Genomic DNA, 23,469 nt, shown 5'->3' on the forward strand with positions numbered 1-23,469 from the left:
CTGGTCCGTTCGCGTCGCTATGGGACATAAATGGTTCCCAAATGGCTGTAGTTTAATCCCTATGCCAATCAAAAATAGGGGTTAAGAGAATGTTCCATCCTACTGATTTAAATAACAAACTTCCTCGTGTGGGTAAAACACTTTCGATGGCGCTGGGGGCGTTGCTCGTCAGTGGCTATGCGCATTCCCAGTCGGTCAGTATGGACTTCTCCAATGAGTATAATGCGTCCTCCATTCACGCTCAGGGCGATGCCTATTTTATTGATAAGCTTGCCGAATTAACTGATGGCGATATTGATATCACGCTGCATACGGGTGGCTCGCTCGGCTTTAATTCCGGTGATCATTTTTATGGCGTGGCCGATGGCGCCGTCGAGATAGCCGATACCCTCTCTGGCACCATGAGCGGCATCGATTCGCTGTTTCTACTCTCTTCGCTCCCATTTGTTGTCGACGACGTTGCTGATGCGCGGCGACTTTATGACATAGCGAAACCCTATTATGAAGCGGTGTTCGCCGATAATAACCAGGTGCTGCTGTATGCCTCGCCCTGGCCGCCGAGCGGTATCTGGTCTGAAGACGAGGTCGCGAGTCAGGACGATCTTGAGAACCTGAAGATTCGCACCTTTGACCGTAACGGTACCGAGACATTTAGAAATGTAGGTGCCTCGCCGGTCGGCCTGTCCTGGGCCGATGTGGTACCCCAACTGGCCACCGGCGGTATCGAGGCGGTGTTAACGTCCGCCGAAGCGGGGGCCAATGCCAGTTTTTGGGAACATCAGAATTACTTTGCCGGGGTTCAGTACGCCATTCCCCTTAACATGGTGCACATGAATCGCGATGCATTCGAATCGCTTACCGACGCTCAACAGGATGCGGTCATGGAAGTGGCCAGCCTGACTGACCAACACAACTGGGAAGCGGTTGAAACGCGTACCGAAGAAAACTACCGGACGCTGGGTGAGCACGACGTCGCGATCAGTGATCCCGTCTCGGACGAGTTGCTAACGCCTCTCAAGGAAGCCGCCAGTGGCGTGGTCGAGAGCTGGCTGGAGAATACCGGTGATGACGGCGAGTCTATCCTGAGCGAGTTCCGAGGCGCTGAATGAGGGCGCTCAATATCATCGAGCGTATCTCTCAACTGCTCAATCGGGTCGGTGCTGTCATTGCCGTGTTGCTCATTATTTATATGCTCGGCCATATCCTGTTAGAGATAACACTGAGGCTGTTTGGCTACTCGACGTTTATCCTCGATGAGTATATCGGCTATGCCGTGGCCACGATGTCATTTTTAGGCCTGCCTTATGTGCTCGAGAAGGGCGGGCTGATCCGTGTCTCGCTTCTTCTGGAACGCTTTCCTGAAACCATGCGCTGGCCGCTGGAGCTATTCAGCAGCCTGGTAACGGCGGGCTGCTTTGTGTGGCTCTCGACCTTCTGGTTTCAGAACGTTCTGCGTAGCTACAGCCGCGGTACTGTCAGTGAAACCATGGCAGAGACGCCTATTTGGCTGCCGGAGAGCGCCATCCTCGCGGGCATGTGGTTAATTTCCATCACGCTGTTAGTCAGAGCCCTAAAAATAATGGTTCTGCGTTCAGGCTACTCGTCTAGCGTCAATTGAAGCAGCGACTAATAGGAAAGGCGTTATGGATATTTTTTGGTCGGCCGTCGGGGTTGGCGTACTGCTGTTGTTCTTTTTGTCGATGGGCACCTGGATTTTTGCATCCATGCTGGCCGTGTCCATCGGCTCGCTTTGGCTGTTTGGCGACTTCGGTGCTGATCGTATTGGCCTGATTTTCTCGCGAATTCTCTACCGAGCCAGTAATAGCTGGGAGTTATCGGCTATTCCGCTGTTTATTTTGATGGGTGAGCTGATTTTTCGCTCCAATATTTCCGAGCGGCTTTTCAAAGGACTGGTGCCGATCACCCGCCATTTGCCTGGCGGCATTCTCCACACCAACGTGCTTGGCTGTACGCTGTTTGCGGCGGTGAGCGGCTCCAGCGCGGCGACTACCGCGACGATTGGCAAAATCACCACTCAGGAGCTGAAAACGAGGGGGTACGACCGCAACCTGTCGATCGGTTCGCTAGCGGGCGCCGGTAGCCTGGGACTGTTGATTCCGCCTTCTATCGTGATGATCGTCTATGGCGTCCAGGCGGAAGTCTCCATTAGTCAGCTGTTTATGGCGGGGGTAGTGCCGGGCCTGTTAATTGCGCTGCTGTACAGCGCGTATATCGGCACTAGATGCTATCTATCGCCTTCGCTGGCACCCAAACAGGCGGCGTCTGGCCAGAGTGTAGGGCAATCCATCTTGTTGCTGCTGCCCGTGCTGGTGTTGATTAGCATCGTGATTGGCTCTATTTATAGCGGTATTGCCACGCCCTCAGAGGCGGCGGCGGTGGGCGTGGCCGCGACGTTGGTGCTGCTCGGCGTCGAGCGCCAGCTGACGGTGCGGCTGTTTATCGAGGCGTTCAGAGGCACGTTAATCACCAGTATCATGGTGTGCAGCCTGTTGATTACCGCCACGCTGCTCTCCACGGCGATGGGCTATCTGCATCTGCCCCGGGAGCTTGCGGGGTGGATCGCCGCGCAAAACTTTAGCCCGATGTTGTTGCTGCTGGCGCTGGCGGTTTTCTATGTGGTGCTGGGGCTTTTCCTGGACGGTATTTCGATCACCGTGATGAGCCTGCCGATTACGCTGCCGATCGTGCTGTTGGCGGGGTTCGATCCGATCTGGTTTGGCATCTTCCTGATCATCATGATTGAACTTGGCCAGATAACGCCTCCGGTAGGGTTCAACCTGTTTGTGCTGCAAAGCCTGACGGGGGAAAGCATCAGCCGGGTGGCATTGGCAGCGCTACCCTTCTTCCTGCTGATGTGCGTGGCAGCCTTGATCATCAGCGTATGGCCGGATATTGCCTTGTGGCTGCCACGCTTCATGTCGCAATAAACCGGTCAGGTGTCCACACAAGTAAAAATAAAAACGCCGCCCGATGGGGCGGCGTTTGTTTCGGTTAAAACTGCGTTACACCAGTGAATCCAGGCAGGACTCAATAATATCCAGGCCTTCATTGAGCACGTCATCTTGAATGGTGACGGGCATCAGGAAGCGGATGGTGTTGCCGTACATGCCGCATGAAAGCAGGATCAAACCCTCTTCGCGGGCTTTCTTGCACAGTGCGGCAGCTAGCTCTGGGTTAGGCGTGTGGTCGGCTTTGTTCGACACCAGCTCAAATGCCGCCATCGCGCCCATGTTGCGCACGTGGTCGATACAATCAAACTTGTCTGCCCACACATTGAAGCGCTTAGCCAGCTTGTCGCCCAGGGCTTGGCTCTTCTCCAGAATGTTCTCTTCTTCAAACACTTCCATGACCGCCAGCGCCGCCGCACAGGCGGTGGGGCTGCCGGTGTAGGTGCCGCCCAACGAGTTAGGGCCTGAAGCGTCCATCACTTTGTCGGTGCCCACGATGGCGGAGATCGGCATGCCGTCGGCCATGCTCTTGGCCATGGTCATAATGTCCGGCTCAACGCCGCTATGCTCGATGGCAAACATTTTGCCGGTACGGCCAAAGCCCGACTGCACTTCATCGACGATCATCAGCATGCCGTGCTCATCGCAGATTTCGCGAACCTTGGTCAGGAAGCTGGTAGAGGCCGGGTAGAAACCGCCTTCACCAAGCACTGGCTCGAGCACGATGGCCGCGGTATCTTTGGGGTTGGCATCGGTTTTCAGCGTCATCTTCAGGCCGCGAATGGCTTCATCTTCGCTCACGCCGTGGTATGGCACCGGGTAGGGTGCACGGAAGACTGTGCCCGGCATTGGACCGAAGTCGCTCTGGTAAGGCGCCACCTTGCCGTTCATGGCCATGGTGAAGAAGGTACGACCGTGGTAGCCGCCATCGAAACAGATAACGTTGGAGCGGCCGGTGGCGGCGCGGGCGATCTTGACTGCGTTTTCCAGCGCTTCCGCACCGGAGTTGGCAAGCATGACTTTGGCATGGCCACGAACCGGAACGATCTGGCTGAGTTTTTCCGCGACCTTAACGTAGCCTTCATAAGGCATCACCGTTTGGCAAGTATGCATCAGCTTATCCAGCTGGGCTTTTACAGCCGCGACCACTTTCGGGTGACGGTGGCCTACGTTGAGTACGCCAATGCCGCCCGCGAAGTCGATAAAGCGGTTGCCGTCCGCGTCCCAGATTTCAGCGTTTTCCGCGTGGTCGGCGAACGCCGTTGCAGGGCTTGCTGCGCCAGCAGCGACGTATTTATGTTTCAGCTCGTTCAGTTCGGCATTGCTGCTCATGGCTTACTTCCTAATTGATGATGAATGGTCTTTTAGCATAGTACTTATAAGCATAGTACTTACAAGCAAAGTACTTAATAGCTTTGATTACATTGATGACGAGGCAATGACAACACGATTGCGCCCCGTTTGTTTAGCTTGATACATAGCTTTATCGGCACGATCAAGTAGCCGTGTGCCCGAAGCTTCAACGTAGCTGGCAATCCCTGATGAGAGCGTCACCGTCAATTGATGCTCGCTAAACGTTTGTTGTGCGACGCTTTCGCGAACGCGCTCCATGCCTTGGTAGGCCTCTTCGGCGTTGACGCCTGGCATAATGATCAAAAACTCTTCACCGCCCAATCGTATGTGTAAATCGGTATCGCGCAGTACGTTGCTCACTAATGCGGTGATCTGCTGTAGAACGCTATCGCCCGCGCTGTGTCCGTAGGTATCGTTGATCGCTTTGAAGTCATCCAGATCATAGATCGCGATGCTGAAAGGCGTTACATACCGCTCGCAGCGCTTGATCTCTTCATCCAGCCGCTGTAAACCGGCGCGCCGGTTGAGCAGTTCGGTTAGCTCGTCGTGGTGGGCCAGATGGTCCAAGCGCTCATTGGCTTGCTTTAGTCGCTCTTCTAAATGCTTGCGGGTGGTAATGTCGATAATAAAAGTGACTTTACGCGGTTCGCCGTCTTCGGCCTCAATGCGCGCAGCTTCGGCGATAATGGTGCGTCTGCCGCCGTTTTTGACGATTACATCCCACTCTTGGCGGGGCTCTTGATTTTCGTTGCCCTGCATAAACTCAGCATGCAGCGCCGATAAAACCGCCCGGTTCTCTTCGGGCACTACTTGAGTAAAGTGCTGGCCTAGAAGTTCTTCGGGCTGGTAGCCATAAAACTCGCAGTAGGCAGGATTGACCATCTCAAAATGACCGGAAGGGTTGGTGATACAGATGCCAATGGGTGCCGCTTTAATGACGTTTTCGGTATTGCGTTTTGAACGGTTAAAAAGCTGATAAAGCTGATCGGGGCTAATCTCTTTCATTCACTGCTCCTGCACCAAATAGACTTCACTTTTTAACCCCGCTAACAGAGCAGTTATGTCGTCACCGAGTGAGTTAATAGCCGGTTTTGCAAAGTAAAAGCCTTGTTGGCGCACGATGCCTGCACGGGCCAGCCATAGTGCTTCGGCGCGCGTTTCAACGCCTTCAGCAATCAACGTCATATTGAGTTCTTGAGCGAGCAAAATGATCGCGTTTAACAGTGCTTGACGGCGAATATCACGATCGCAATTCATGATCAGCTCACGATCAATTTTGAGCTTGTCAGGCGTTAATTCCGTCAGTAAGTCCAAATTAGCGTACCCATTGCCAAAATCATCGAGCGCCGTTTTGAAACCCATTGAGCGGTAGGCATCAATGATATTGCGCAGGTGCAGCCGGTCGCGGACGCGTTCGGTTTCGGTAATTTCAAAAATAAGTCGGTTGGTGGGCCAGCCCACTCGCTTGGAAACTTCTAACGTTGCCTGAATACACGCTTCCGGTTCATAAACGGCGTTAGGTAGGAAGTTGATCGAAAGGTTGGTTTGCATATTCAATGCGCTGGCCATCTCGATGGCTTTTACCCGGCAGGCCTGATCAAACCGGTAGAGCAGGGCATCGGTGACTTGGGCAATCACACTCCCGGCGGATTCGCCACGCGACCCACGAACCAGTGCTTCATAGGTGACGATTTGGGCCAGGGATAGATCCACGATCGGCTGAAAGGCCATGGTGAATTCAAAGGGCAAATCGCCTTCACAGCGTTTGCAACTGCCATTAACGCGTGCGCACTGGCTCATAGCTGCTCCTGTGGGGGTGGGTATCGGATAACACTGTGATTGCCATCATTAAATAGCTTAATGCCCAAAGACTACACTGAGGCTTTCAACGCTATGTGGTTTAAATTTTTATATATTTTTCGTATAGGTATTGTACAGCTTTGCATTGCTAAGCACTAGCCGGTTTCGGCCCACCTCCTGGCTAGCAATGTCTGTCGGTTCTGTCGGCCAAAAAAAAGCGCCGGGTAAGGCGCTTAAGAAGAGTAATAACAAAACACTACGGTTAGATAATCCCCGCTTCTCGGAGCGCAGCTTGCTGCTCCAAGCTGATGCCGAGTTCATTCAACACGCTTTCAGTATGCTGACCTAGGTGGGGCGGTGCCGTAGTGGCGCTCATCTGGGCGCCGTTAAAACGTATCGGATTAGCGACCAGGTCCACCTGACCTGCTTGGTCATGGGGCAGGGTCTGCTTGAGTCCACGGGCTTTCACATGGGGGTCGTCGAAAACCCGATCCAGCGTATTGATCGGCCCACAGGGCACGCCCACGGCTTCAAAAGCGGCTAGCCACTCATCAGTGCCGCGCTGGGCCAGCGCCGCTTCCAACTGCGGCACGAGTAGCGCGCGATTATTTACCCTAGCCCCATTGGTGGCAAAGCGCGGATCTTCCGCCAAAGCCGGTAGGGAAAGCACCGCGCAAAAACGCTTGAACTGCTCGTCATTGCCGACAGCCATAATCATATGGCCATCCTGGGTAGCGAACGCCTGGTAAGGCACGATATTAGGATGAGCGTTACCCAGCCGTTGGGGCACATTGCCCGAGGTTAGGTAGTTGAGCGCCTGATTGGCGAGCACGCCGACCTGGACATCCATTAACGCCATATCGATATGGCAGCCTTCGCCGCTATCACGGCGCTGGTAAAGCGTCGCTAAAATCGCATTGGCGGCATATAGCCCGGTGAAAATATCGGTAAAGGCGACACCGCTTTTTACCGGGCCACCACCGGGTTCACTGTCGGGTTTGCCGGTTAGGCTCATGATCCCGCCCATGGCTTGAATCATAAAGTCATAACCCGCCCGGTGAGCGTAAGGGCTTTCCTGACCAAAGCCGGTGATCGAGCAGTAAATCAACTTGGGGTTTAACGCTTTTAAACTGGCGTAATCCAGGCCGTAGCGCTTAAGACCACCGACTTTAAAATTTTCTATCAATACATCTGACTGGGCGACTAACTGCTTGATCACCGCTTGGCCTTCGGGCTTGGCCATATCAACGGTCACCGAGCGCTTACCCCGGTTAGCGCACAGGTAGTACGCCGACTCTTCAGTGCCCACCAGCCACGGAGGGCCCCAGTGGCGAGTGTCATCGCCGCTACCGGGGCGCTCTACCTTAATCACATCCGCCCCCATATCCGCGAGCATCTGACCGCACCACGGTCCAGCCAATACCCGCGAAATATCGAGTACTTTAATACCGGCCAGTGGTTTGGTTAACTCGCTCATAGAGGCTCCGTTAATAAGTGACAAGTGATCAAGGTGTGGTGATTAGAAGAACGACTGGATGCCCGTCTGCGCGCGGCCAAGAATCAAGGCGTGCACATCGTGGGTACCTTCGTAGGTATTCACCGACTCCAGGTTGACCATGTGGCGAATCACGCCGTACTCGTCGGAAACACCGTTGCCGCCGTGCATATCGCGGGACTGGCGGGCGATATCCAGCGCTTTGCCGCAGTTGTTGCGCTTGATCAACGAGACCATTTCAGGCGCCCAGTTGCCGCTATCCATCAGGCGACCCACCTGCAGCGCTGCCTGCAAGCCAAGGGTGATCTCGGTTTGCATGTCGGCGAGCTTTTTCTGAATCAGCTGGTTGGCGGCCAGTGGGCGGCCAAACTGCTTGCGGTCAAGGGTGTATTGACGCGCCGCATGCCAGCAGAACTCAGCCGTGCCCATGACGCCCCAGGCGATGCCGTAACGCGCTTTGTTCAAGCAGCCGAAGGGGCCTTTCAGGCCGCTGACGTTGGGCAGCAGGTTCTCTTCGGGAACAAAGGCGTTGTCCAGCACGATCTCACCGGTAATCGAGGCGCGCAGCGAGACTTTGCCTTCGATTTTGGGCGTGGTGAAACCTTCGGTGCCGCGCTCGACAATAAAGCCTTTAATCTGATTGTCGTGGGCTGCTGATTTCGCCCATACCACCGCGATATCGGCAATCGGGCTGTTGGTGATCCACATTTTTGCGCCGGTTAGGCGGTAGCCACCGTCGACTTTTTCCGCGCGCGTAATCATGTTGCCCGGATCAGAGCCGTGGTCAGGCTCGGTCAAGCCAAAGCAGCCGACCATTTCACCGCTGGCAAGTTTGGGCAGGAATTTTTGCTTCTGCTCTTCAGAACCGTAGGTCTCGATGGGGTACATCACCAGCGAGGACTGCACGCTCATGGCTGAGCGGTAGCCGGAATCTACGCGCTCTACTTCACGGGCAATCAAGCCGTAGGCTACGTGGTTAACGCCTGCACCGCCGTACTCGGGGGAAACGGTAGCCCCCAGCAGACCAAGCTCGCCCATTTCGGTCATGATCTCACGGTCGAAACGCTCTTCACGGAAGGCGGTCAGTACGCGGGGCTGGAGGTTTTCCTGGCAGTAATCGTAGGCCGCATCACGAATCTGGCGCTCTTCATCGGTGAGCTGTTGTTCCAGAAGTAACGGGTCGTCCCAGTTGAAATGCGTCATGGCGTAGATTCCTCGGATAGTGGTCAGGAATAGGTGCAAGGTAGCTTACAGCCAATGTATCGCCGTTTTTTTAAAATATCTACATTTTTTTAAAACGTAGAACTTTGGTCTGGGCGAAGAGCCGAAGCGAAAAGCTCAGTCGATGCCGCGCTCTTGAAGGACGCGGGTAATGATCGGTACGGGGGTCATTAGGTGATCGCGCATCAGGGTATCGGCTTCGGCGGTATCGCGAGCCAGAATGACATCGACCAGTGCGGCGTGCTCCTGGCGCTTCAGTTCCAGCGCCTGGGACGACATTACGATTTCCTGCAGCCACAGGTGGCGGTAGCGCTCTACCTGGTCAAACAGAGTATTGCGCATTTGCAGCAGGTGAGGGGAGTTGCAGCCGCTGGCAATGGCGGTATGGAAGGCTTTGTGGCGCTGATCCCAGATATCCAGCAGGTCGTCGGGGGTGTTGATGTCGGTGACCTTGGCCAGCCGATGCGCGGTGGCCAGTACGGTGGCCTCCCATTCGTCGTCGCCGCGCTCTATAGCCAAGCGCAGAATCAGTCCTTCGAGCTGCGCCCGAGCGTCGTAAATATCATTGAGTTCAGCCAGTGACATGGGGGCTACCCGGTAGCCGCGCTGGCTGATCGCGACCACTAGGCGGTCAGAAACTAATTGCGACAGGGCTTCCCGTAGCGGCCCGGTGCTGGCGCCGTAGTACTCTTTGAGTCGGCTCATCAGCAGTTTCTGCTCTGGCGCATAGCGACCACGAATAATGTCGTGCTTGAGTTGACGGTAAGCACTAATGGCCAGATTTTGCCGCGGCGCGTCTTTTTCCCGACTATCTTCTTCTTTAAAACCGGGCTCCATAGCAGTGTGGCTCCTATCCTGAATCAATCATAAAGGTGAGATGGGGAAAATGACCGTCATTATCGCTAAATATTAACAATTTGGCACAGGGTAAGACATTTGCGCAGGATTTCGTTATTTTAAATGAGCTAGAAAGCTAGCTTGGCCTCGCCTGTTTAGTCGTCATTTTGAACACGCGGAGCTGCTACTGCGCTGATAACACCCTATTAGCATCCAACGCATTAGCCGTGCTAACTTCTCTTTCACCGCTTCTGGTTGCCTGTTGATGGCAAGCAGACGTTGGAAATTCAACACTTCCTTTTATCGTCAACCATACCTATAAGTCCAAACAGGACGGAGGAAACGCTCATGCGAACTCTACGCTCTCTATACACCACAGCAGCTGCCGCATCTATTCTCGCGGTCGCACTTCCAGCAAGCGCCCAGCAACTCTCTATCGCCACCGGTGGTACTGGCGGTGTTTACTATCCTATCGGTGGTGGTTTCGCCGAAATGATCAACAACCATATCGAAGGCGCCCAGGCGACCGCTGAGGTGACCGGTGCCTCGGTTGAAAATATGGGCCTGATCATGCGCGGCGATGCGGATCTTGCCCTGGCACTGGCCGATACGGTTTATCAAGCGTATACCGGTACGGATGATTTTGAAGGCCGTCAGGTTGAGAACATCCGCGCACTAGCCTCGGTTTATCCTAACGCGGTACAACTGGTAACGCTGGCCGAGTCGGATATTGAAACGATTGCTGATCTAGCGGGCAAGCGCGTTTCTGTCGGTGCACCGGGTAGCGGCACCGAGCTGAATGCCCGTGCTCTGCTTGAAGCCAATGGTGTTAGCTATAGCGATTTCACCCCACAGCGCCTTAACTTCAACGAAACCGCCGATGCGATTCGCGACGGTGATATCGACGCCGGTTTCTGGAGCGTAGGGCCGCCCACCAGCTCGATTCTCAACCTGGCAGCCACCCGCGATATTCGCCTGATTGGCCTGTCCGATGAAGAAGTGGCCAATGCTCGGGAAGCAGAAGAAGTCTTCGCTCCTTACAAGCTTGCCGCCGGTATGTATGACGGTATGGACGAAGACGTGCAGACCCTGGGTATTCCCAACGTCCTCGTCGTTAACTCTGATATGGACGAAGAGTTGGCTTACCAGTTGACCCAGCTACTGTTCGAAAACACCGACGAGCTGATTGCCGTTCACCCGGCGGCTAACGACACCACCATTGAGTTCACTATGGAGTCGACTCCTGTGCCGCTGCACCCCGGTGCGCTGCGTTATTTCGAAGAAGTCGGTGCTGAAATCCCGGATCGTCTGCGTCCGTAATCGCTAACGTGCATTGAAGGATATTGCCATGCAGTGGCAGCAACGACTGGTGGCGCTACTCATTGCATGTTGTCTGATCGCCGGAGTGGGGGCTACCCCTGCTTCGGCGTCGGCGTTTATGCACTTAGCCGTAGTGACCGAACAAGGCGACATGCTAGTGGATGAGACGGTACCTGATGGCGGTCGCTGGTGTATTAAGTGGCAGCACTCCGTGGAGCACTTCACGGTGTTGGACTGCTATCGTAATGCAGCGGGCTCCATGCAATTGGAGCGTAGCCATCAACCCGATTTCGCCGCCGGGCTTGGGCATATCTTTGGCCGCGGTGAGCAAGTATCAGACGGTGAAGGCGGTTACTGGATTAATGCCATTAACGAGCCAGTAGCCAATAACCGCTATGTGTTGAGGGTAGGTTCACCGGCTGTTAATCATCGCGTGGTGTGGCCAGACGGTGAGCATGCGCCAGTGAGCCTAAGTGCTCATGCCGCTGGGCAACGCGTAACCATTCAGTTGATAGACCCGCACGCATCCCCGCGTGAATAAAAACGACATTAGTTAACGCTTCCGAGGACTTCATGAGCGAATCCAATCAACCGTCGAGCGTGGTACCGGGCGGTAATGCGATTCAACCCCGCATGGTGCTGTGGTCGATCACCATTGTGGCGGTGGGTCTTTCCCTGTTTCAGCTCTACTCTGCCGGTATTCAGCCGTTAGGGCTTTTCTATCAGCGCAGTATTCACCTGGCACTGATCATGGTGCTGGCATTCTTAATGTTTCCAGCCTTTGGCCCCACCCGTAAGCGTGGTGTGTTGGGCTGGGGACTTGATCTAGTGTTTTTTGCCGGGGCGGTGCTGACCGGTGGTTACTTAGTACTCAACCTGGATGAGATTTTTAGCCGTGCAGGGTTCTGGAATGAGACCGATATTCTGGTCGCCTGTATTGCCACGGTGACGGTACTGGAAGCCAGTCGCCGTGCGGTAGGTTTTGGTATGACCGTCATTGGCCTATTGGCGATTGTGTACGCCTTTGCTGGGCCACGGGGCGAGCTGCCTTGGCTGGGCGAATGGATGCCGGGCATTCTGGAACACCGGGGCTACACCATTGACCGGGTCGCCGGGCAGCTGTACCTGGGCCAAGAGGGCATCTTTGGCCTGCCGCTGGGCGTCGCGGCGACCTACATCTTTATCTTTGTGCTGTTCGGCGCCTTTTTGGAGTGCACCGGGGCAGGCAAGTTCTTTATTGATATGGCCTATGCGGCGACGGGCCGCCAGCGCGGCGGGCCAGCCAAGGCGGCGGTATTAGCGTCGGCGGGCATGGGCTCTATCTCTGGCAGCGCGATTGCCAACGTGGTTACCACCGGTGCCTTTACCATTCCGTTGATGAAGCGGCTGGGCTACAAAGCCAAGCAGGCAGGCGGTATCGAAGCAGCGGCCTCGACCGGTGGGCAGATCATGCCGCCGCTGATGGGGGCCGGGGCATTCTTGATCGCTGAGTACACCAATACACCGTACCTGGACATCGTCAAGGTCAGTATCCTGCCGGCGATTATGTATTTCGCTACGGTTTATCTGTTTGTGCATATCATCGCTCTCAAACAAGGCATGCAGGGGCTGCCCAAAGACGAGCTTCCGCAGATGCGCCAAGTCATGAAGGATGGCTGGCACTTCCTGTTGCCGTTGGCCGTGCTGGTTTGGCTGTTGGCGATGAGTATGTCGCCCATGCGGGTCGGCTACTACGCAGTGATCACTATTTTGGCGGTGGCGGTATTGCGCTACGTGCTGTGGTTCTTCTTTGTGGCGCCCAGGCAGGGCCAGCCGGTGACCGCGTCGGCCGTTAAAGACGTGATTCACACAGGCTTCGCCAAGCTGATCGAGGGTTTGGAGCTAGGTGCTCGCAATGCGGTAGCGGTTTCCATGGCCTGTGCGGTCGCCGGGATTATCGTTGGGGTAGTGGGTTTAACCGGCTTGGGGCTGAAGTTCTCCTCCATGATGCTGGCTTTCTCCGGCGGCAACTTGGTGTTGGCGCTGGTGATGGTGCTGTTGGCCAGCTTAGTACTGGGGATGGGGCTGCCCGTTACCGCCAGCTATATCGTGCTTATCGTACTCGTCGGGCCTGCATTGACCGCCGAGTTTGGTGTGCCGCTACTGGTCGCTCACTTGGTCGTGTTCTGGTACTCCCAGGACTCCAACGTGACTCCGCCCATCGCTTTGGCAGGCTTTGCCGGGGCGGCGATAGCGGGCAGTAAGCCGATGGAAACCAGCTTCCAGGCGTGGAAGTTTGCTAAAGGCCTCTACCTGATACCGCTGTTTATGGTTTTCAATCCTGAGATCATTATTGGCGGCCCGGTACCGGTGGTTATCTGGAACGGGGTGATTGCCATTCTGGCATTAGGTGCCTTTGCAGCGGCGTTGGAGGGCTACCTGTTTACCAAAATGTCGTGGCTACCGCGTATCGCAATTACCGCCGCAATTTTTGGGGTGTTCTATCCTAATCTCATGACTGAGATTGCCGGTGTGGTGGTAATGATCATCGCCATTGGCGCTAACTGGCTGGCCAGCAAGCGCGAAGAGCCTGCGACACCCGTTAGCGGATAGATGTTAGGCAACCGACACCCAGAGTGAAAAGACTGCAGTAACAGAAAAGGCCCGGAGATAATCTTCGGGCCTTTTGCTTGGTGGGCTGGGCTTAAAGGCTAAGGGCTAAGCGGTGGCTGGTTTAGAAGATCGACTCAGCGGTGCCTGAACCCTGGGAGCCACTGGCTTCTTCCAGCTCACGGCTGATGCGCCGCTGCTGGTAATCCGGCAGGTGATCCTGATGGAACAGCTCGGTAATGCCGCCGGACTGGCCATCTGCTAAGCGCTGGCCTGTCTCCGGATCGACGCGTGCCGTTACGATAGTCGCGGGGCGCTCCGGTACCGCATTCGGCGTACCTTCCAGGGCGTCACCCATGAACTCTACCCAGATAGGCAGCGCGGCCTGAGCCCCATATTCAGAAATGGTCTCGTTGCTGTCCTTACCCACCCATACCGTAGTCACCAGGTTGCTGTTGAAGCCCGCAAACCAGGCATCACGCTGGCTGTTCGTGGTGCCGGTCTTGCCAACGATATCTTCACGATCAAGGCTTAGCGCGCCACGACCAGTGCCCGAGGTAATAACGTCACGCAGCATGTCGCGTAGGATATAGACCGCTGCCGGATCGGCCACGCGTTTGGCAATCGGATATTCACGGCCATCGATTTCCACCGTCTCCTGGCCCTCGGCACAGCTAGGGCAGGCAACCTTTGGCGTAGCTTCATCGATCAGCTCGTTGTCGTCGTCACGGGTTACCCGCTCAATAAACCAGGGTGACACCTGAAAGCCGCCATTGGCGAGTACCGCATAGGCGTTGGTCATCTCCATCGGCGTTAAGCTCGCGCTGCCTAGCGCTAATGATAAGCCACGTGGAAGCTGGGCTGGAGAGAAGCCGAAGCCTTCCAAAAAGTTGATCGTGTAGTCCAGTCCCATGGTCTGCAGTACGCGAATCGTCACTAGGTTGCGCGAACGGGCAAGTGCCGGGCGTAAGCGCATCGGGCCTTGGAAGTCACGGCTAGAGTTGACCGGCCGCCACAATGAGTTGCTACCGTCGTCGAGTACCACGGGTGAGTCGTTAACCACGCTGGCGGCGTTCATCTCCCCCTCTGCAAGGGCCGCCAAGTAAATAAACGGTTTGAAGATGGAGCCCGATTGGCGCCGTGCCTGAACCGCGCGGTTGAACTTGCTGGCGTTAAAGTCGAAACCGCCCTGAAGTGCCAGGATTGCACCGGTTTGCGGGTCTTGGGCGACCAGCGAACCTTCGACGTCCGGGCGCTGGGAGAGGCGCAGCGAGCCATCTTCATTCTCAATCACGCGAATCATATCGCCACGTACGGCAATCTCTTCTGCCGAACTGGGCTTGGCACCGCGGCTACGCGGGCTTAGATAAGGTTGCGCCCAGCTCAAGCCTTCCCAGGCGATAGTCTGTAGGCCACCGGCGCGGGTGAGTACCTGCATTTCGCGGCCACTGCTCTCTACCACAATGGCGGGCTGGAGCAGACCATAGTTGGGCGTGCGCTCTAGCACCTGCACCCAGTTGCTGACGTCGCCATCGATTCCTTCAATTTCTGTCTGGCTACGCTGGGCGGCTTGGCGTGCGGTTTCACGAATTTCGGGAGACTCGGCAAGCTCCTCTTCGAGGCCTTGGGTTGCCGTCTGCTCCTGTGCTTCGACAAGGCTTGCGGCAATCTCTCGCTGCTCTGGCCCGCGCCAACCATGGCGAAGGTCGTATGTAGTCAGTCCATTGGCCAGCGCTTGGCGAGCAAAGGGTTGCAGCTCGCTATCGATAGTGGTGTAAATCCGATAGCCGCCGGTGTAAGCCTCATCGCCAAAGCGCTCTATCGCATACTGGCGCGCCATCTCGGAGACATAGGCGGCATCGACTTCAGCTTGAATATAGTGACGACGGGCGGTGACAGGGGACTGGACTGCTGACTGATAGGTGTCATCTTCGATATAGCCCAGTTCGCGCATGCGGAACAGAATCCAGTTGCGTCGAATCAGCGAACGCTCCGAGTTAGCTAGCGGATTGAAAGCTGAAGGTGCCTTGGGCAGCCCCGCGATCATCGCCGTTTGTGCCAGATCAAGCTCAGCGAGCGGCTTGTCGTAATAGGTTTCAGCAGCCGCAGCGATGCCGTAGGCGCGATTACCCAGGAAAATCTTATTCACGTAAAGTTCGAAGATTTCCTCTTTATTGAGCACCTGCTCCATTTGCAGCGCTAGCAGGATCTCGCGAATTTTACGCGTAAAGGTTTGGTCTAGCGTCAACATATAGTTACGCGCGACCTGCATGGTGATCGTCGAACCACCGGATTGGATGGTGCCACCACTCTGCACAAGCTCGACTGCGGCGCGGGCTAAACCCCGCGGGTCGACACCGGCGTGGTCGAAATAGCTGGCATCCTCGGCGGCGATCAAGGCATTGATCATATCCTGCGGTATTTCATCAAAATTGATCGCCATACGGCGCTCTTCGCCGAACTCGCCAATCAATTTACCGTCTTGGGTAAAAATACGCAGCGGCGTGTGCAGCTCAAAGTCCTGTAGTTGGCGAACGTCGGGTAGCCCCGGTGCGAAATAAATGGCGGCCCCCACTACGGCTAAGGCGGTGGCACCAACCAATGACACGATGAGGAAAAACAGCGACACAATAAGGGTTCGAAGAAACGTCATGTACGGAGAGCACCCTGGGAAGAATGAAAAGATCGGCATCTATATGGCCGTATCATGCAATTGGCAGCCATTATAGGAACCTGAGGCGGCGGCCACCAGTGTTGATATGCTGTAAGTGGGTTCGCGTGTGACAGAACTAAAAATCATGTAACCTCAAACGACGCGATAAGCAGGTGGAGCCAAACCCCAATATGCGCTTTCTAAAATCTGGTAAAGGGTTGATCGGCGTCGATATTACTTCGGCGACCGTCAAACTGCTTGAGCTAAAACAGTGCCACGATAATTACCAAGTAGAAAGCTATGCCGTGCGGCCTCTACGTGAAGGGGCAGTCGTTGAGCGGCGTATCCGCGATATTGATGACGTCGCCAGTGTGCTTAGTCGTGCCGTGGAGCATGCCAAACCCTCTACCCGCAAAGCGGCGGTGGCTGTTCCCGCCAGCGCCGCGATCACTAAAACGCTTAGCTTCCCTATCGGGCTAAGTGAAGAGGAGATCGAGGAGCGGATCGTGGCTGAATCCGACCGCCACATTCCTTTTCCGTTCAACGAAGTGGCGTTCGATTTTGAGTGCCTTGGCCCCGCGCCCTTTGATGATGAACAGCAGCAGGTGGTGCTGGTCGCCTGTCGGCAGCAGGATGTAACGCAGCTCACCGACACGCTAGAGCGGGCAGGCTTAGAGCCCGCGGCAGTAGACGTGGAAACCTTTGCGATGGAGCGTTCGCTTGCCGAGCTGCGCCGCCAGCTAAAGGTGGACAATGACCCCACCGCCTGCGTTGGGCTGGTGGATATTGGCGCCAATATGAATGCCTTCCACGTCGTCCGGGGTGGGCATATCGTCTATACCCGCGACACAGTGTTCGGCGGCCGCCAGCTCACCGATGCGATTCGTGACCGCTACGATCTAAGCATGGAGGAAGCCGGTTTCGCTAAAAAGCGCGGCGGACTACCCGATGATTACCATGAGCGTGTGCTCAACCCTTTTCTGGAAACCGTGGTGCAGCAGGTGGGTCGCTCTCTGCAGCTCTACTACACCGCCGGACGTCAGCAAGAAGTGCAACACATCGTATTAGCGGGCGGTTCGAGCGTGATTCCAGGGCTTGCTGAACGCATTGCGGAAGACAGTGGCATGTCGGTGACCATTGCCAACCCCTTTCAGCGCATGCGGGTCAACAAGCGCTTGAACCTTCAGGCGTTGACCAACGATGCCCCGGCGATGCTCACCGCGGGTGGCTTGGCGATGAGGGTTAGCCAATGAGCATGACGATTAATCTTCTGCCCTGGCGGGAAGCGCAGCGTGAACGGCAAACCCGTAAATTTTATGCCGTAGTGGCGGGCATGCTGGTGCTTGGCGTCGTGCTTGGTCTGCTGGTCTCGCAATTTTACCAGCTCAAGCTGGAGGCCCAGCAGCAGCGTAATGCCTACATTAGTGACCACATTGAGCGTCTTGAGGCCGATATCGATGGCGCCTCACGCTACGCCAGCGACGCCGAACGCTTAGGCGAGCAGATTGCGGTGTTCCAGGCGCTGCAGGCCGAACGAACGGATGCCGTGCAGCTGTTTAATGACGTGGCGGAGAGCGTGGCCAATGGCGTTATTTATCAACGCTTGGCGAAAAACGGCAATAGCATCAGTGTCACTGCGGTAGCGGGCAGCGAGCGCCAGGTTTCCGAGCAACTGCGCCGTATTGCCGCTCTGCCGGGGTTAGCTGTCCCTTCGCTCTCAGCGGTAGAGGGTGAGCAAAACGGCTCTGGCCGCGTATTTCGTTTTGAAGTGGAACAGACCACCGCCGCGTTGCCGCACGAGATCGAGGAGGCGCTTCCATGATGCTTAATCGCGAGCAGTGGGCTATCGAGTGGCAGCGCCTGCGCGATGTTGATTGGCGAGATCTAGACGTTAAAGAGGCCGGTGGCTGGCCGTGGCTATTAAAAGTGTTGAGCTGCTGCTTGGCGCTGCTGGTGGCATTGTGTGTAATGATGTGGTTCGTGGTGAGTGAACAGCGTGAGGCCTTCACAGCTGCTCAGCGCCAAGAGGTCAGGCTACTGAGTGAATATCGCAGTAAAGCCTCGGAAGCGGCTTTTTTGCCGGAAATGCGCGAGCAGTTGGCGACTCTGGAAGGGCAGTTGGGGCGTATGCGTACCATGCTTCCCACCGATGCGGAAATTCCCTCGCTGCTGGATAGCATTAGCGATGCCGCCGTCGATAACCGCCTGACCATTGAAACGATTCGTCTGCGTCCAACGCAAACCCAGGCCCACTATGTCGAGCAACCGCTGGATATCCAGGTGCGGGGCGGCTATCACCAATTGGCGCGCTTTAGTGCCGACATTGCCTCGCTGCCCCGCATGGTGACCCAGCATGACTTTAACCTGGAGCCCGTTGACAGTCGCGGCGACACGCTGCGTCTTTCGCTGCTGGCCCGCACCTACCGCTATGTCGAGGCGAGTGACCAACCCTCCCCAGAGGGGGCCGATTCGCCATGAGCGCTAAACGAACAACACCGCTTGCGGTAAGGGCAACCTCGGCTATCACTCTGACGGCTTCAGTGGCGGTGCTTGCAGGCTGTGCGGATGCCGATTTAGCGCAGCTTGAAGGCGCGCTGGCTGATATTCGTCAGTCCCCAGGTGGCCAGCCGCCGGTTATGGTAGCAGCGCTGCCCGAAAGCCAAGATTTGGCCTACTTGTATAGCGACGGACGTAGCCCCTTTTTGCCCCCCGACGAGATTGCCCAGGTTGGCGCTGATCGCGAGGGGGCGCTCGCCCCTGACCAGCAGCGCGAGCCAGAGCCACTGGAGCGTTTCTCGCTGCAAGAGCTACGTTTGGTCGGTACCATGCGTATGGCGGGGCGGCAGGTGGCGTTGATTGCATCACCGGATGGTAATGTGACCAGCGTGAAAGAGGGCAGCTACATGGGCACCGACTATGGACGTGTCGCCCAGATCAAGGCGCAAGAAGTACGTGTTACCGAGCGGGTGTTCACCCAGCGTGAAGGGTGGCAGGAGCGGCAAGTGTCGCTAGTCATCAACGAAAACAACGAGTAAGCGGATAATAGCTCATGGCAGTTACAGCTTGGCGAATCACTCTCAACATGGCCATGGCCGCACTATGTTTACTCTTGCCCTCACTGGCCGCCGCTTCGGTGTTGACCGATATTGACGTCCAGCCGGCCGAGAACGGTGGCACTTACCTTGACCTGCGTTTCACCGGTGGCGTACCTGAACTACGCAGCTACCGCCTGGACTCCCCGCCCCGAGTGACGTTGGATTTGGCAGCCACCCAGAGTGGTCTCGCTGATCGGCGCATCAACGTTAATCGCCATGGTATCGAGCAGATTACCGCTCTGGAGGGCAATGGGCGCATGCGCTTAGTGGTCAATCTCAGCGAGTTGCAAGCGTTTACGTCTAGCGTGCTGGGTGATCGTTTGCGTATCAGCTTTGATGCCGACGATAGCCGCTCTTCTACGCCTTCGCCCGGCATCGCTTCAGCGGGGCTTGAAACCGACGAAGGGCCGCAGATAGAAAATATTGACTTCCGACGCAGCGCAGACGGTGCCGGACGGCTAATGGTCACCTTTGATCGCGATGGCGTCGTGGCAAACGTACGCGAAGGCGGCCCCGATCAAGTGATGGTGGACCTGCGCGATGTGGCGATTTCTGATTCGCTTAACCAGGTCTACGATGTCACCGACTTTGCGACTCCCATCACACGGATTACCCCCCGCGCCAGTCAGGGCGATACCCAGCTAGCCATCGCTACGCAGGGCCCTTATGCGATGATCTCCTCGCAAAATGGTCGCACGCTGACGGTGGAAGTTCAGCCCGCCAGCCAGGATGCGCAGCCCTCTCAGGCGACCGGTGAACGCTTTACCGGCGAGCGTTTGAGCCTTGAATTTCAGGATATCGAAGTGCGCTCGGTGCTAGCAACGCTGGCCGAATTTACCGGGCTAAATTTAGTCGCCAGCGACAGCGTGACGGGGCGCGTGACGCTCAACTTAAACGATGTACCCTGGGATCAGGCGCTTGAGCTGATTCTGCAAAGCCAAGGGCTATCGAGTCGTGAGCAGGGCAATGTGATTGTGGTAGCGCCCGCCAGTGAATTAGCCGATTTAGAGCGCCAGGAGTTAGAGGCGCGCAATCAGCTTGAGACGCTATCGCCGCTAGTCACCGAGTTTATCGAGATCAAGTATGCCCGAGCCGAAGATTTAGCTCAGTTACTGCGTGGAGGTGATGAGGATGGCTTTGGCCTACTCACCGAGCGGGGGCGTGTCAGTATTGATAACCGTACCAATACGTTGCTGGTGCAGGATACCGCCGAACAGGTGCGCGATATTGCCCGCACCATTGAGCGCTTGGATGTTGCCGTTCGCCAGGTGCAAATAGAAGCGCGCATTGTGATCGCCCGGGACACCGCTTCCCGTGAGCTAGGCATCAACTGGGGTATGTCGAGTACGCGCGGCTTTCAAGAAGGTGAAGACGGCACCTTCAGCCGTCGCGATATCAACCCCAATGGCATCAACCGGGCCCAGGGCGGCTTGGCAGTGGATCTTGGCGCTGCCACTGGGCCGGGCACCGGCTTTAGTTTCGGCTACTTGTCCGGCGATATTTTATTAGATTTGGAGCTGCGCGCGCTGGAGAGCGAGGGTAAAAGCCAAACCATTTCTCAGCCCAGAATTATTACTGCCAACCAGCGTACTGCCCGCATCAGCCAAGGTGAAGAGCGCGCCTTCCAGAGCGTGGATGGCAACGACAATCCGGATACCGAGTTCAAAGAAGCCGAGCTGTCGTTGGAAGTCACCCCGCAGATTACGCCGGATAATCGTATTATTATGGATCTGGTGATCAAGAATGACAGTTTCCGTGAATCGGAGTTTGGCGGTGAACCGCCGATTGATACCAACCAGATTGAGACCCAAGTGCTGGTGGATAACGGCCAAACGGTGGTGTTAGGCGGTATTTTGACCACCGAAGAGCTGCGCCAAATCGCCAAAACACCGCTTTTGGGTGATATTCCTTTGCTCGGTAGACTGTTTCGCTATACCGAAGAGAGCAATGAAAAGGTAGAGTTGTTAGTCTTTATTACTCCACGACTTCTAGACGATGGCTTAACGGTTCGCTGATGCAGGATTTACCCAATTTGTTTCTCATAGGCCCCATGGGGGCTGGCAAAAGCACCATCGGTCGCCTGTTGGCGGCAGAGCTCGCGCGCCCCTTTTACGACAGTGACCACGCCATCCAAGACCGCTGCGGTGCCGATATTCCGTGGATTTTTGATGTCGAGGGTGAGCAGGGCTTTCGGCAGCGGGAAATTCATATGATTGATGAGTTAACCCAGCTCTCGCCGGTGGTGGTCGCCACCGGTGGCGGTGCGGTACTCCGCGAAGAAAATCGCCGCGCACTTCGCGAGCGCGGCACGGTGGTGTATCTGTTGACCACCGTCGACCAGCAGCTCAAACGGACTGCGAAAGATCGCAACCGGCCGCTACTGCAGTGTGCCAACCGCGAACAGGTTCTCAATGATATGTTTGCCCAGCGCGATCCGCTCTACCGCGCCACCTCCGATATTGCTGTGCGCACCGACCGGCGCAGCCCGCGTGCGGTGGTCAATGAAATCCTACGCCGGGTGCATCGGCTGGTGGATCCCCTCGAGCCCTCATCACCGTCGGCTGGAACGCTTAACCATAAGGTATCGCAATGATCTCGACAGCCAGTGCGCAACGCACGCTTCATGTTGCTTTAGGCGAGCGTAGCTACCCGATTCATATTGGCACCGGGCTGATTGAGCGTGCCGATATGCTAACGCCTTACCTGACCGGCCAGCAGGTAATGGTGGTTACAAACGAGACCATCGCGCCGCTCTACCTGGAAAAGCTCTGCGCTAGCTTGCCTGATCATCTGGAGGTGCGCACGGTCGTGCTCCCCGATGGCGAGCAGTATAAAACCATCGAGCAGGTCAGCCGTATTTGGGACGCGCTGCTAGAGGCGGGTTTTAACCGCCGCTGCACCCTGATCGCCTTAGGTGGTGGGGTAATTGGCGATATGGTGGGTTATGCCGCCGCTTCCTATCAGCGCGGGGTGGCGTTTATCCAAGTGCCCACCACGCTGCTTTCCCAGGTTGATTCGTCGGTAGGGGGTAAAACCGGCGTTAACCATCCGCTGGGTAAAAACATGATTGGCGCTTTTTGGCAGCCTAAAGCCGTACTGGTGGATATTGATACGCTTAAGAGCCTGCCGCGTCGCGAGCTCTCCGCTGGCCTCGCAGAGGTCATCAAGTACGGACTGATCCGTGACGAAGCGTTTTTAAGCTGGCTGGAAGCGAATATGCCCGCACTGCTCAACGTAGAGCCTGAGGTCATCGCCGAAGCGATTGCGCAAAGCTGTCAAATCAAAGCGGATATCGTTGCCGAAGATGAAACTGAGCAGGGCGTGCGTGCGCTGCTCAATCTGGGCCACACCTTTGGCCACGCCATTGAGGCACACCAGGGCTACGGCAACTGGCTCCACGGGGAGGCAGTGGGTGCTGGCATGGCCATGGCGGCAACGCTTTCCCAGCGCTTGGACTGGATCGACGACGCAGCGCTAGCAAGAAGCCTAGCGGTAATTGAGAGCGCCGAGCTGCCGTTAGCTGCACCGGCGAGTATGTCCAGTGATGACTTTTTAGCACGTATGCGGCTGGACAAGAAAAACATCGATTCGCGACTGCGGTTAGTACTGCTTAACGCCCTGGGCGATGCCTGCGTTAGTGATGCAACGCCCGTTGATGTTCTCCGCACCCTGCTGGACGATTACCCGCGCTGCTAAGTGGTAACGTAATCTTTTCACAACTTAGTCTTTCACAACTTAGTCTTTCAAAACCTGGTCATTTCAAACCTGGTCACTTCACAACCTAGCCAGCTATAGCCGCCCAATGGATCACTCCTTACATAGAGTGGTTTCATTGGGCGGTTTTGTATTCGCTTCGCAAGCCGATTAGTCGAACGCTGTTTTGTATAATCCGTATGCCTTATGCGCTATCGGCATGAGTGTTTGGGCGTCACTTAGACTAAAGTTCAATGGGAAATGGTAAGCGTTAAAATAGCGTTTTAACTGGCTATAAGCATTTGAAGTATATGTGTTTTTTTCTTGAATGAGAATGCAAATACAGGATTTGAAAAGAGTTTCCCTAACGATGTGGGCGCCAAGAGATTGCGCACAACGTGTGCCAATCGCTATGCTGACCGGCCATTTTGTTGCGGCAGCGAA

Annotated in this window: 20 protein-coding genes; 13 read left to right on the plus strand and 7 right to left on the minus strand. The window is 55.9% G+C overall.

From position 1 onward, the window contains the following. The first annotated feature begins 89 nt into the window (after positions 1-89). From QEN58_RS03280 to QEN58_RS03290, 3 genes are read left to right on the plus strand one after another with little or no spacing between them, the layout of a single operon-like run. A complete protein-coding gene (locus QEN58_RS03280) occupies positions 90-1,109 on the plus strand; it encodes a TRAP transporter substrate-binding protein (RefSeq protein WP_280105735.1) in 1,020 nt (339 codons plus the stop codon). Next, positions 1,106-1,618 (plus strand): TRAP transporter small permease, encoded by a 513-nt coding sequence (locus tag QEN58_RS03285; RefSeq protein WP_280105736.1) that lies wholly within the window; start codon positions 1,106-1,108, stop codon positions 1,616-1,618. Before QEN58_RS03280 ends, QEN58_RS03285 begins: the two co-directional genes overlap by 4 nt. A 25-nt stretch (positions 1,619-1,643) precedes the next feature. Continuing rightward, positions 1,644-2,948, plus strand: coding sequence for a TRAP transporter large permease (locus QEN58_RS03290; RefSeq protein ID WP_280105737.1), 1,305 nt, complete (start codon positions 1,644-1,646; stop codon positions 2,946-2,948). A 75-nt stretch (positions 2,949-3,023) separates the two neighbouring features. Here QEN58_RS03290 and gabT read toward each other — a convergent pair whose 3' ends face one another. The 6 genes from gabT to csiR all read right to left on the minus strand — a co-directional run bounded on the left by gabT (position 3,024) and on the right by csiR (position 9,675). After that, the gene (gabT, locus tag QEN58_RS03295; protein WP_280105738.1) at positions 3,024-4,301 is read right to left on the minus strand and encodes a 4-aminobutyrate--2-oxoglutarate transaminase; all 1,278 of its coding nucleotides are present in this window, start codon (positions 4,299-4,301) and stop codon (positions 3,024-3,026) included. 87 nt (positions 4,302-4,388) lie between these two features. Further along, entirely contained in the window at positions 4,389-5,327 is a 939-nt protein-coding gene (locus tag QEN58_RS03300) for a sensor domain-containing diguanylate cyclase (protein ID WP_280105739.1), read from the minus strand. Then, positions 5,328-6,122 (minus strand): EAL domain-containing protein, encoded by a 795-nt coding sequence (locus QEN58_RS03305; RefSeq protein WP_280105740.1) that lies wholly within the window; start codon positions 6,120-6,122, stop codon positions 5,328-5,330. Positions 6,123-6,384: 262 nt separating this feature from the next. Continuing rightward, complete coding sequence (locus QEN58_RS03310; protein WP_280105741.1) at positions 6,385-7,599, minus strand: CaiB/BaiF CoA transferase family protein; 1,215 nt, start codon at positions 7,597-7,599, stop codon at positions 6,385-6,387. A gap of 42 nt (positions 7,600-7,641) precedes the next feature. Next, the gene (locus tag QEN58_RS03315; protein WP_035576748.1) at positions 7,642-8,820 is read right to left on the minus strand and encodes an acyl-CoA dehydrogenase; all 1,179 of its coding nucleotides are present in this window, start codon (positions 8,818-8,820) and stop codon (positions 7,642-7,644) included. A 135-nt stretch (positions 8,821-8,955) separates the two neighbouring features. After that, positions 8,956-9,675 carry a DNA-binding transcriptional regulator CsiR gene (gene csiR / locus QEN58_RS03320; protein WP_280105742.1) on the minus strand — a complete coding sequence of 240 codons (720 nt, stop codon included), beginning with the start codon at positions 9,673-9,675 and terminating at the stop codon, positions 8,956-8,958. A gap of 348 nt (positions 9,676-10,023) precedes the next feature. Between csiR and QEN58_RS03325 the strand changes: the two genes are divergently transcribed. Genes QEN58_RS03325 through QEN58_RS03335 form a run of 3 tightly spaced genes read left to right on the plus strand, consistent with a single transcriptional unit; the run spans position 10,024 to position 13,587 of the window. Next, a complete protein-coding gene (locus QEN58_RS03325) occupies positions 10,024-10,995 on the plus strand; it encodes a TAXI family TRAP transporter solute-binding subunit (RefSeq protein ID WP_280105743.1) in 972 nt (323 codons plus the stop codon). Positions 10,996-11,023: 28 nt separating this feature from the next. Further along, positions 11,024-11,536 (plus strand): DUF1850 domain-containing protein, encoded by a 513-nt coding sequence (locus tag QEN58_RS03330; protein ID WP_280105744.1) that lies wholly within the window; start codon positions 11,024-11,026, stop codon positions 11,534-11,536. A 32-nt stretch (positions 11,537-11,568) separates the two neighbouring features. Next, the gene (locus tag QEN58_RS03335) at positions 11,569-13,587 is read left to right on the plus strand and encodes a TRAP transporter permease (RefSeq protein WP_280105745.1); all 2,019 of its coding nucleotides are present in this window, start codon (positions 11,569-11,571) and stop codon (positions 13,585-13,587) included. 121 nt (positions 13,588-13,708) lie between these two features. Here QEN58_RS03335 and QEN58_RS03340 read toward each other — a convergent pair whose 3' ends face one another. Further along, positions 13,709-16,237, minus strand: a complete 2,529-nt coding sequence (locus QEN58_RS03340; RefSeq protein ID WP_280105746.1) for a penicillin-binding protein 1A — start codon at positions 16,235-16,237, stop codon at positions 13,709-13,711. A gap of 191 nt (positions 16,238-16,428) precedes the next feature. Between QEN58_RS03340 and pilM the strand changes: the two genes are divergently transcribed. The 7 genes from pilM to aroB are packed head-to-tail and all read left to right on the plus strand — an operon-like array spanning position 16,429 to position 23,028. After that, a complete protein-coding gene (gene pilM, locus QEN58_RS03345; protein WP_280105747.1) occupies positions 16,429-17,490 on the plus strand; it encodes a type IV pilus assembly protein PilM in 1,062 nt (353 codons plus the stop codon). Then, complete coding sequence (locus QEN58_RS03350; RefSeq protein WP_280105748.1) at positions 17,487-18,059, plus strand: PilN domain-containing protein; 573 nt, start codon at positions 17,487-17,489, stop codon at positions 18,057-18,059. The genes pilM and QEN58_RS03350 overlap by 4 nt, the downstream gene beginning before the upstream one ends. Further along, positions 18,056-18,715 (plus strand): type IV pilus inner membrane component PilO, encoded by a 660-nt coding sequence (locus QEN58_RS03355; RefSeq protein ID WP_280105749.1) that lies wholly within the window; start codon positions 18,056-18,058, stop codon positions 18,713-18,715. Before QEN58_RS03350 ends, QEN58_RS03355 begins: the two co-directional genes overlap by 4 nt. Continuing rightward, positions 18,712-19,272, plus strand: a complete 561-nt coding sequence (locus QEN58_RS03360; protein WP_280105750.1) for a pilus assembly protein PilP — start codon at positions 18,712-18,714, stop codon at positions 19,270-19,272. The genes QEN58_RS03355 and QEN58_RS03360 overlap by 4 nt, the downstream gene beginning before the upstream one ends. A 14-nt stretch (positions 19,273-19,286) precedes the next feature. After that, positions 19,287-21,347 carry a type IV pilus secretin PilQ gene (locus QEN58_RS03365; protein WP_280105751.1) on the plus strand — a complete coding sequence of 687 codons (2,061 nt, stop codon included), beginning with the start codon at positions 19,287-19,289 and terminating at the stop codon, positions 21,345-21,347. Beyond that, on the plus strand, positions 21,347-21,925 hold the full coding sequence (gene aroK / locus QEN58_RS03370) for a shikimate kinase AroK (protein WP_280105752.1): 579 nt from the start codon (positions 21,347-21,349) through the stop codon (positions 21,923-21,925). The genes QEN58_RS03365 and aroK overlap by 1 nt, the downstream gene beginning before the upstream one ends. Then, the gene (aroB, locus tag QEN58_RS03375; protein WP_280105753.1) at positions 21,922-23,028 is read left to right on the plus strand and encodes a 3-dehydroquinate synthase; all 1,107 of its coding nucleotides are present in this window, start codon (positions 21,922-21,924) and stop codon (positions 23,026-23,028) included. Before aroK ends, aroB begins: the two co-directional genes overlap by 4 nt. The last annotated feature ends 441 nt before the right edge of the window (positions 23,029-23,469 follow it).

The organism is Halomonas alkaliantarctica, assembly GCF_029854215.1.
GTDB classification, from domain to species: domain Bacteria; phylum Pseudomonadota; class Gammaproteobacteria; order Pseudomonadales; family Halomonadaceae; genus Vreelandella; species Vreelandella alkaliantarctica_A.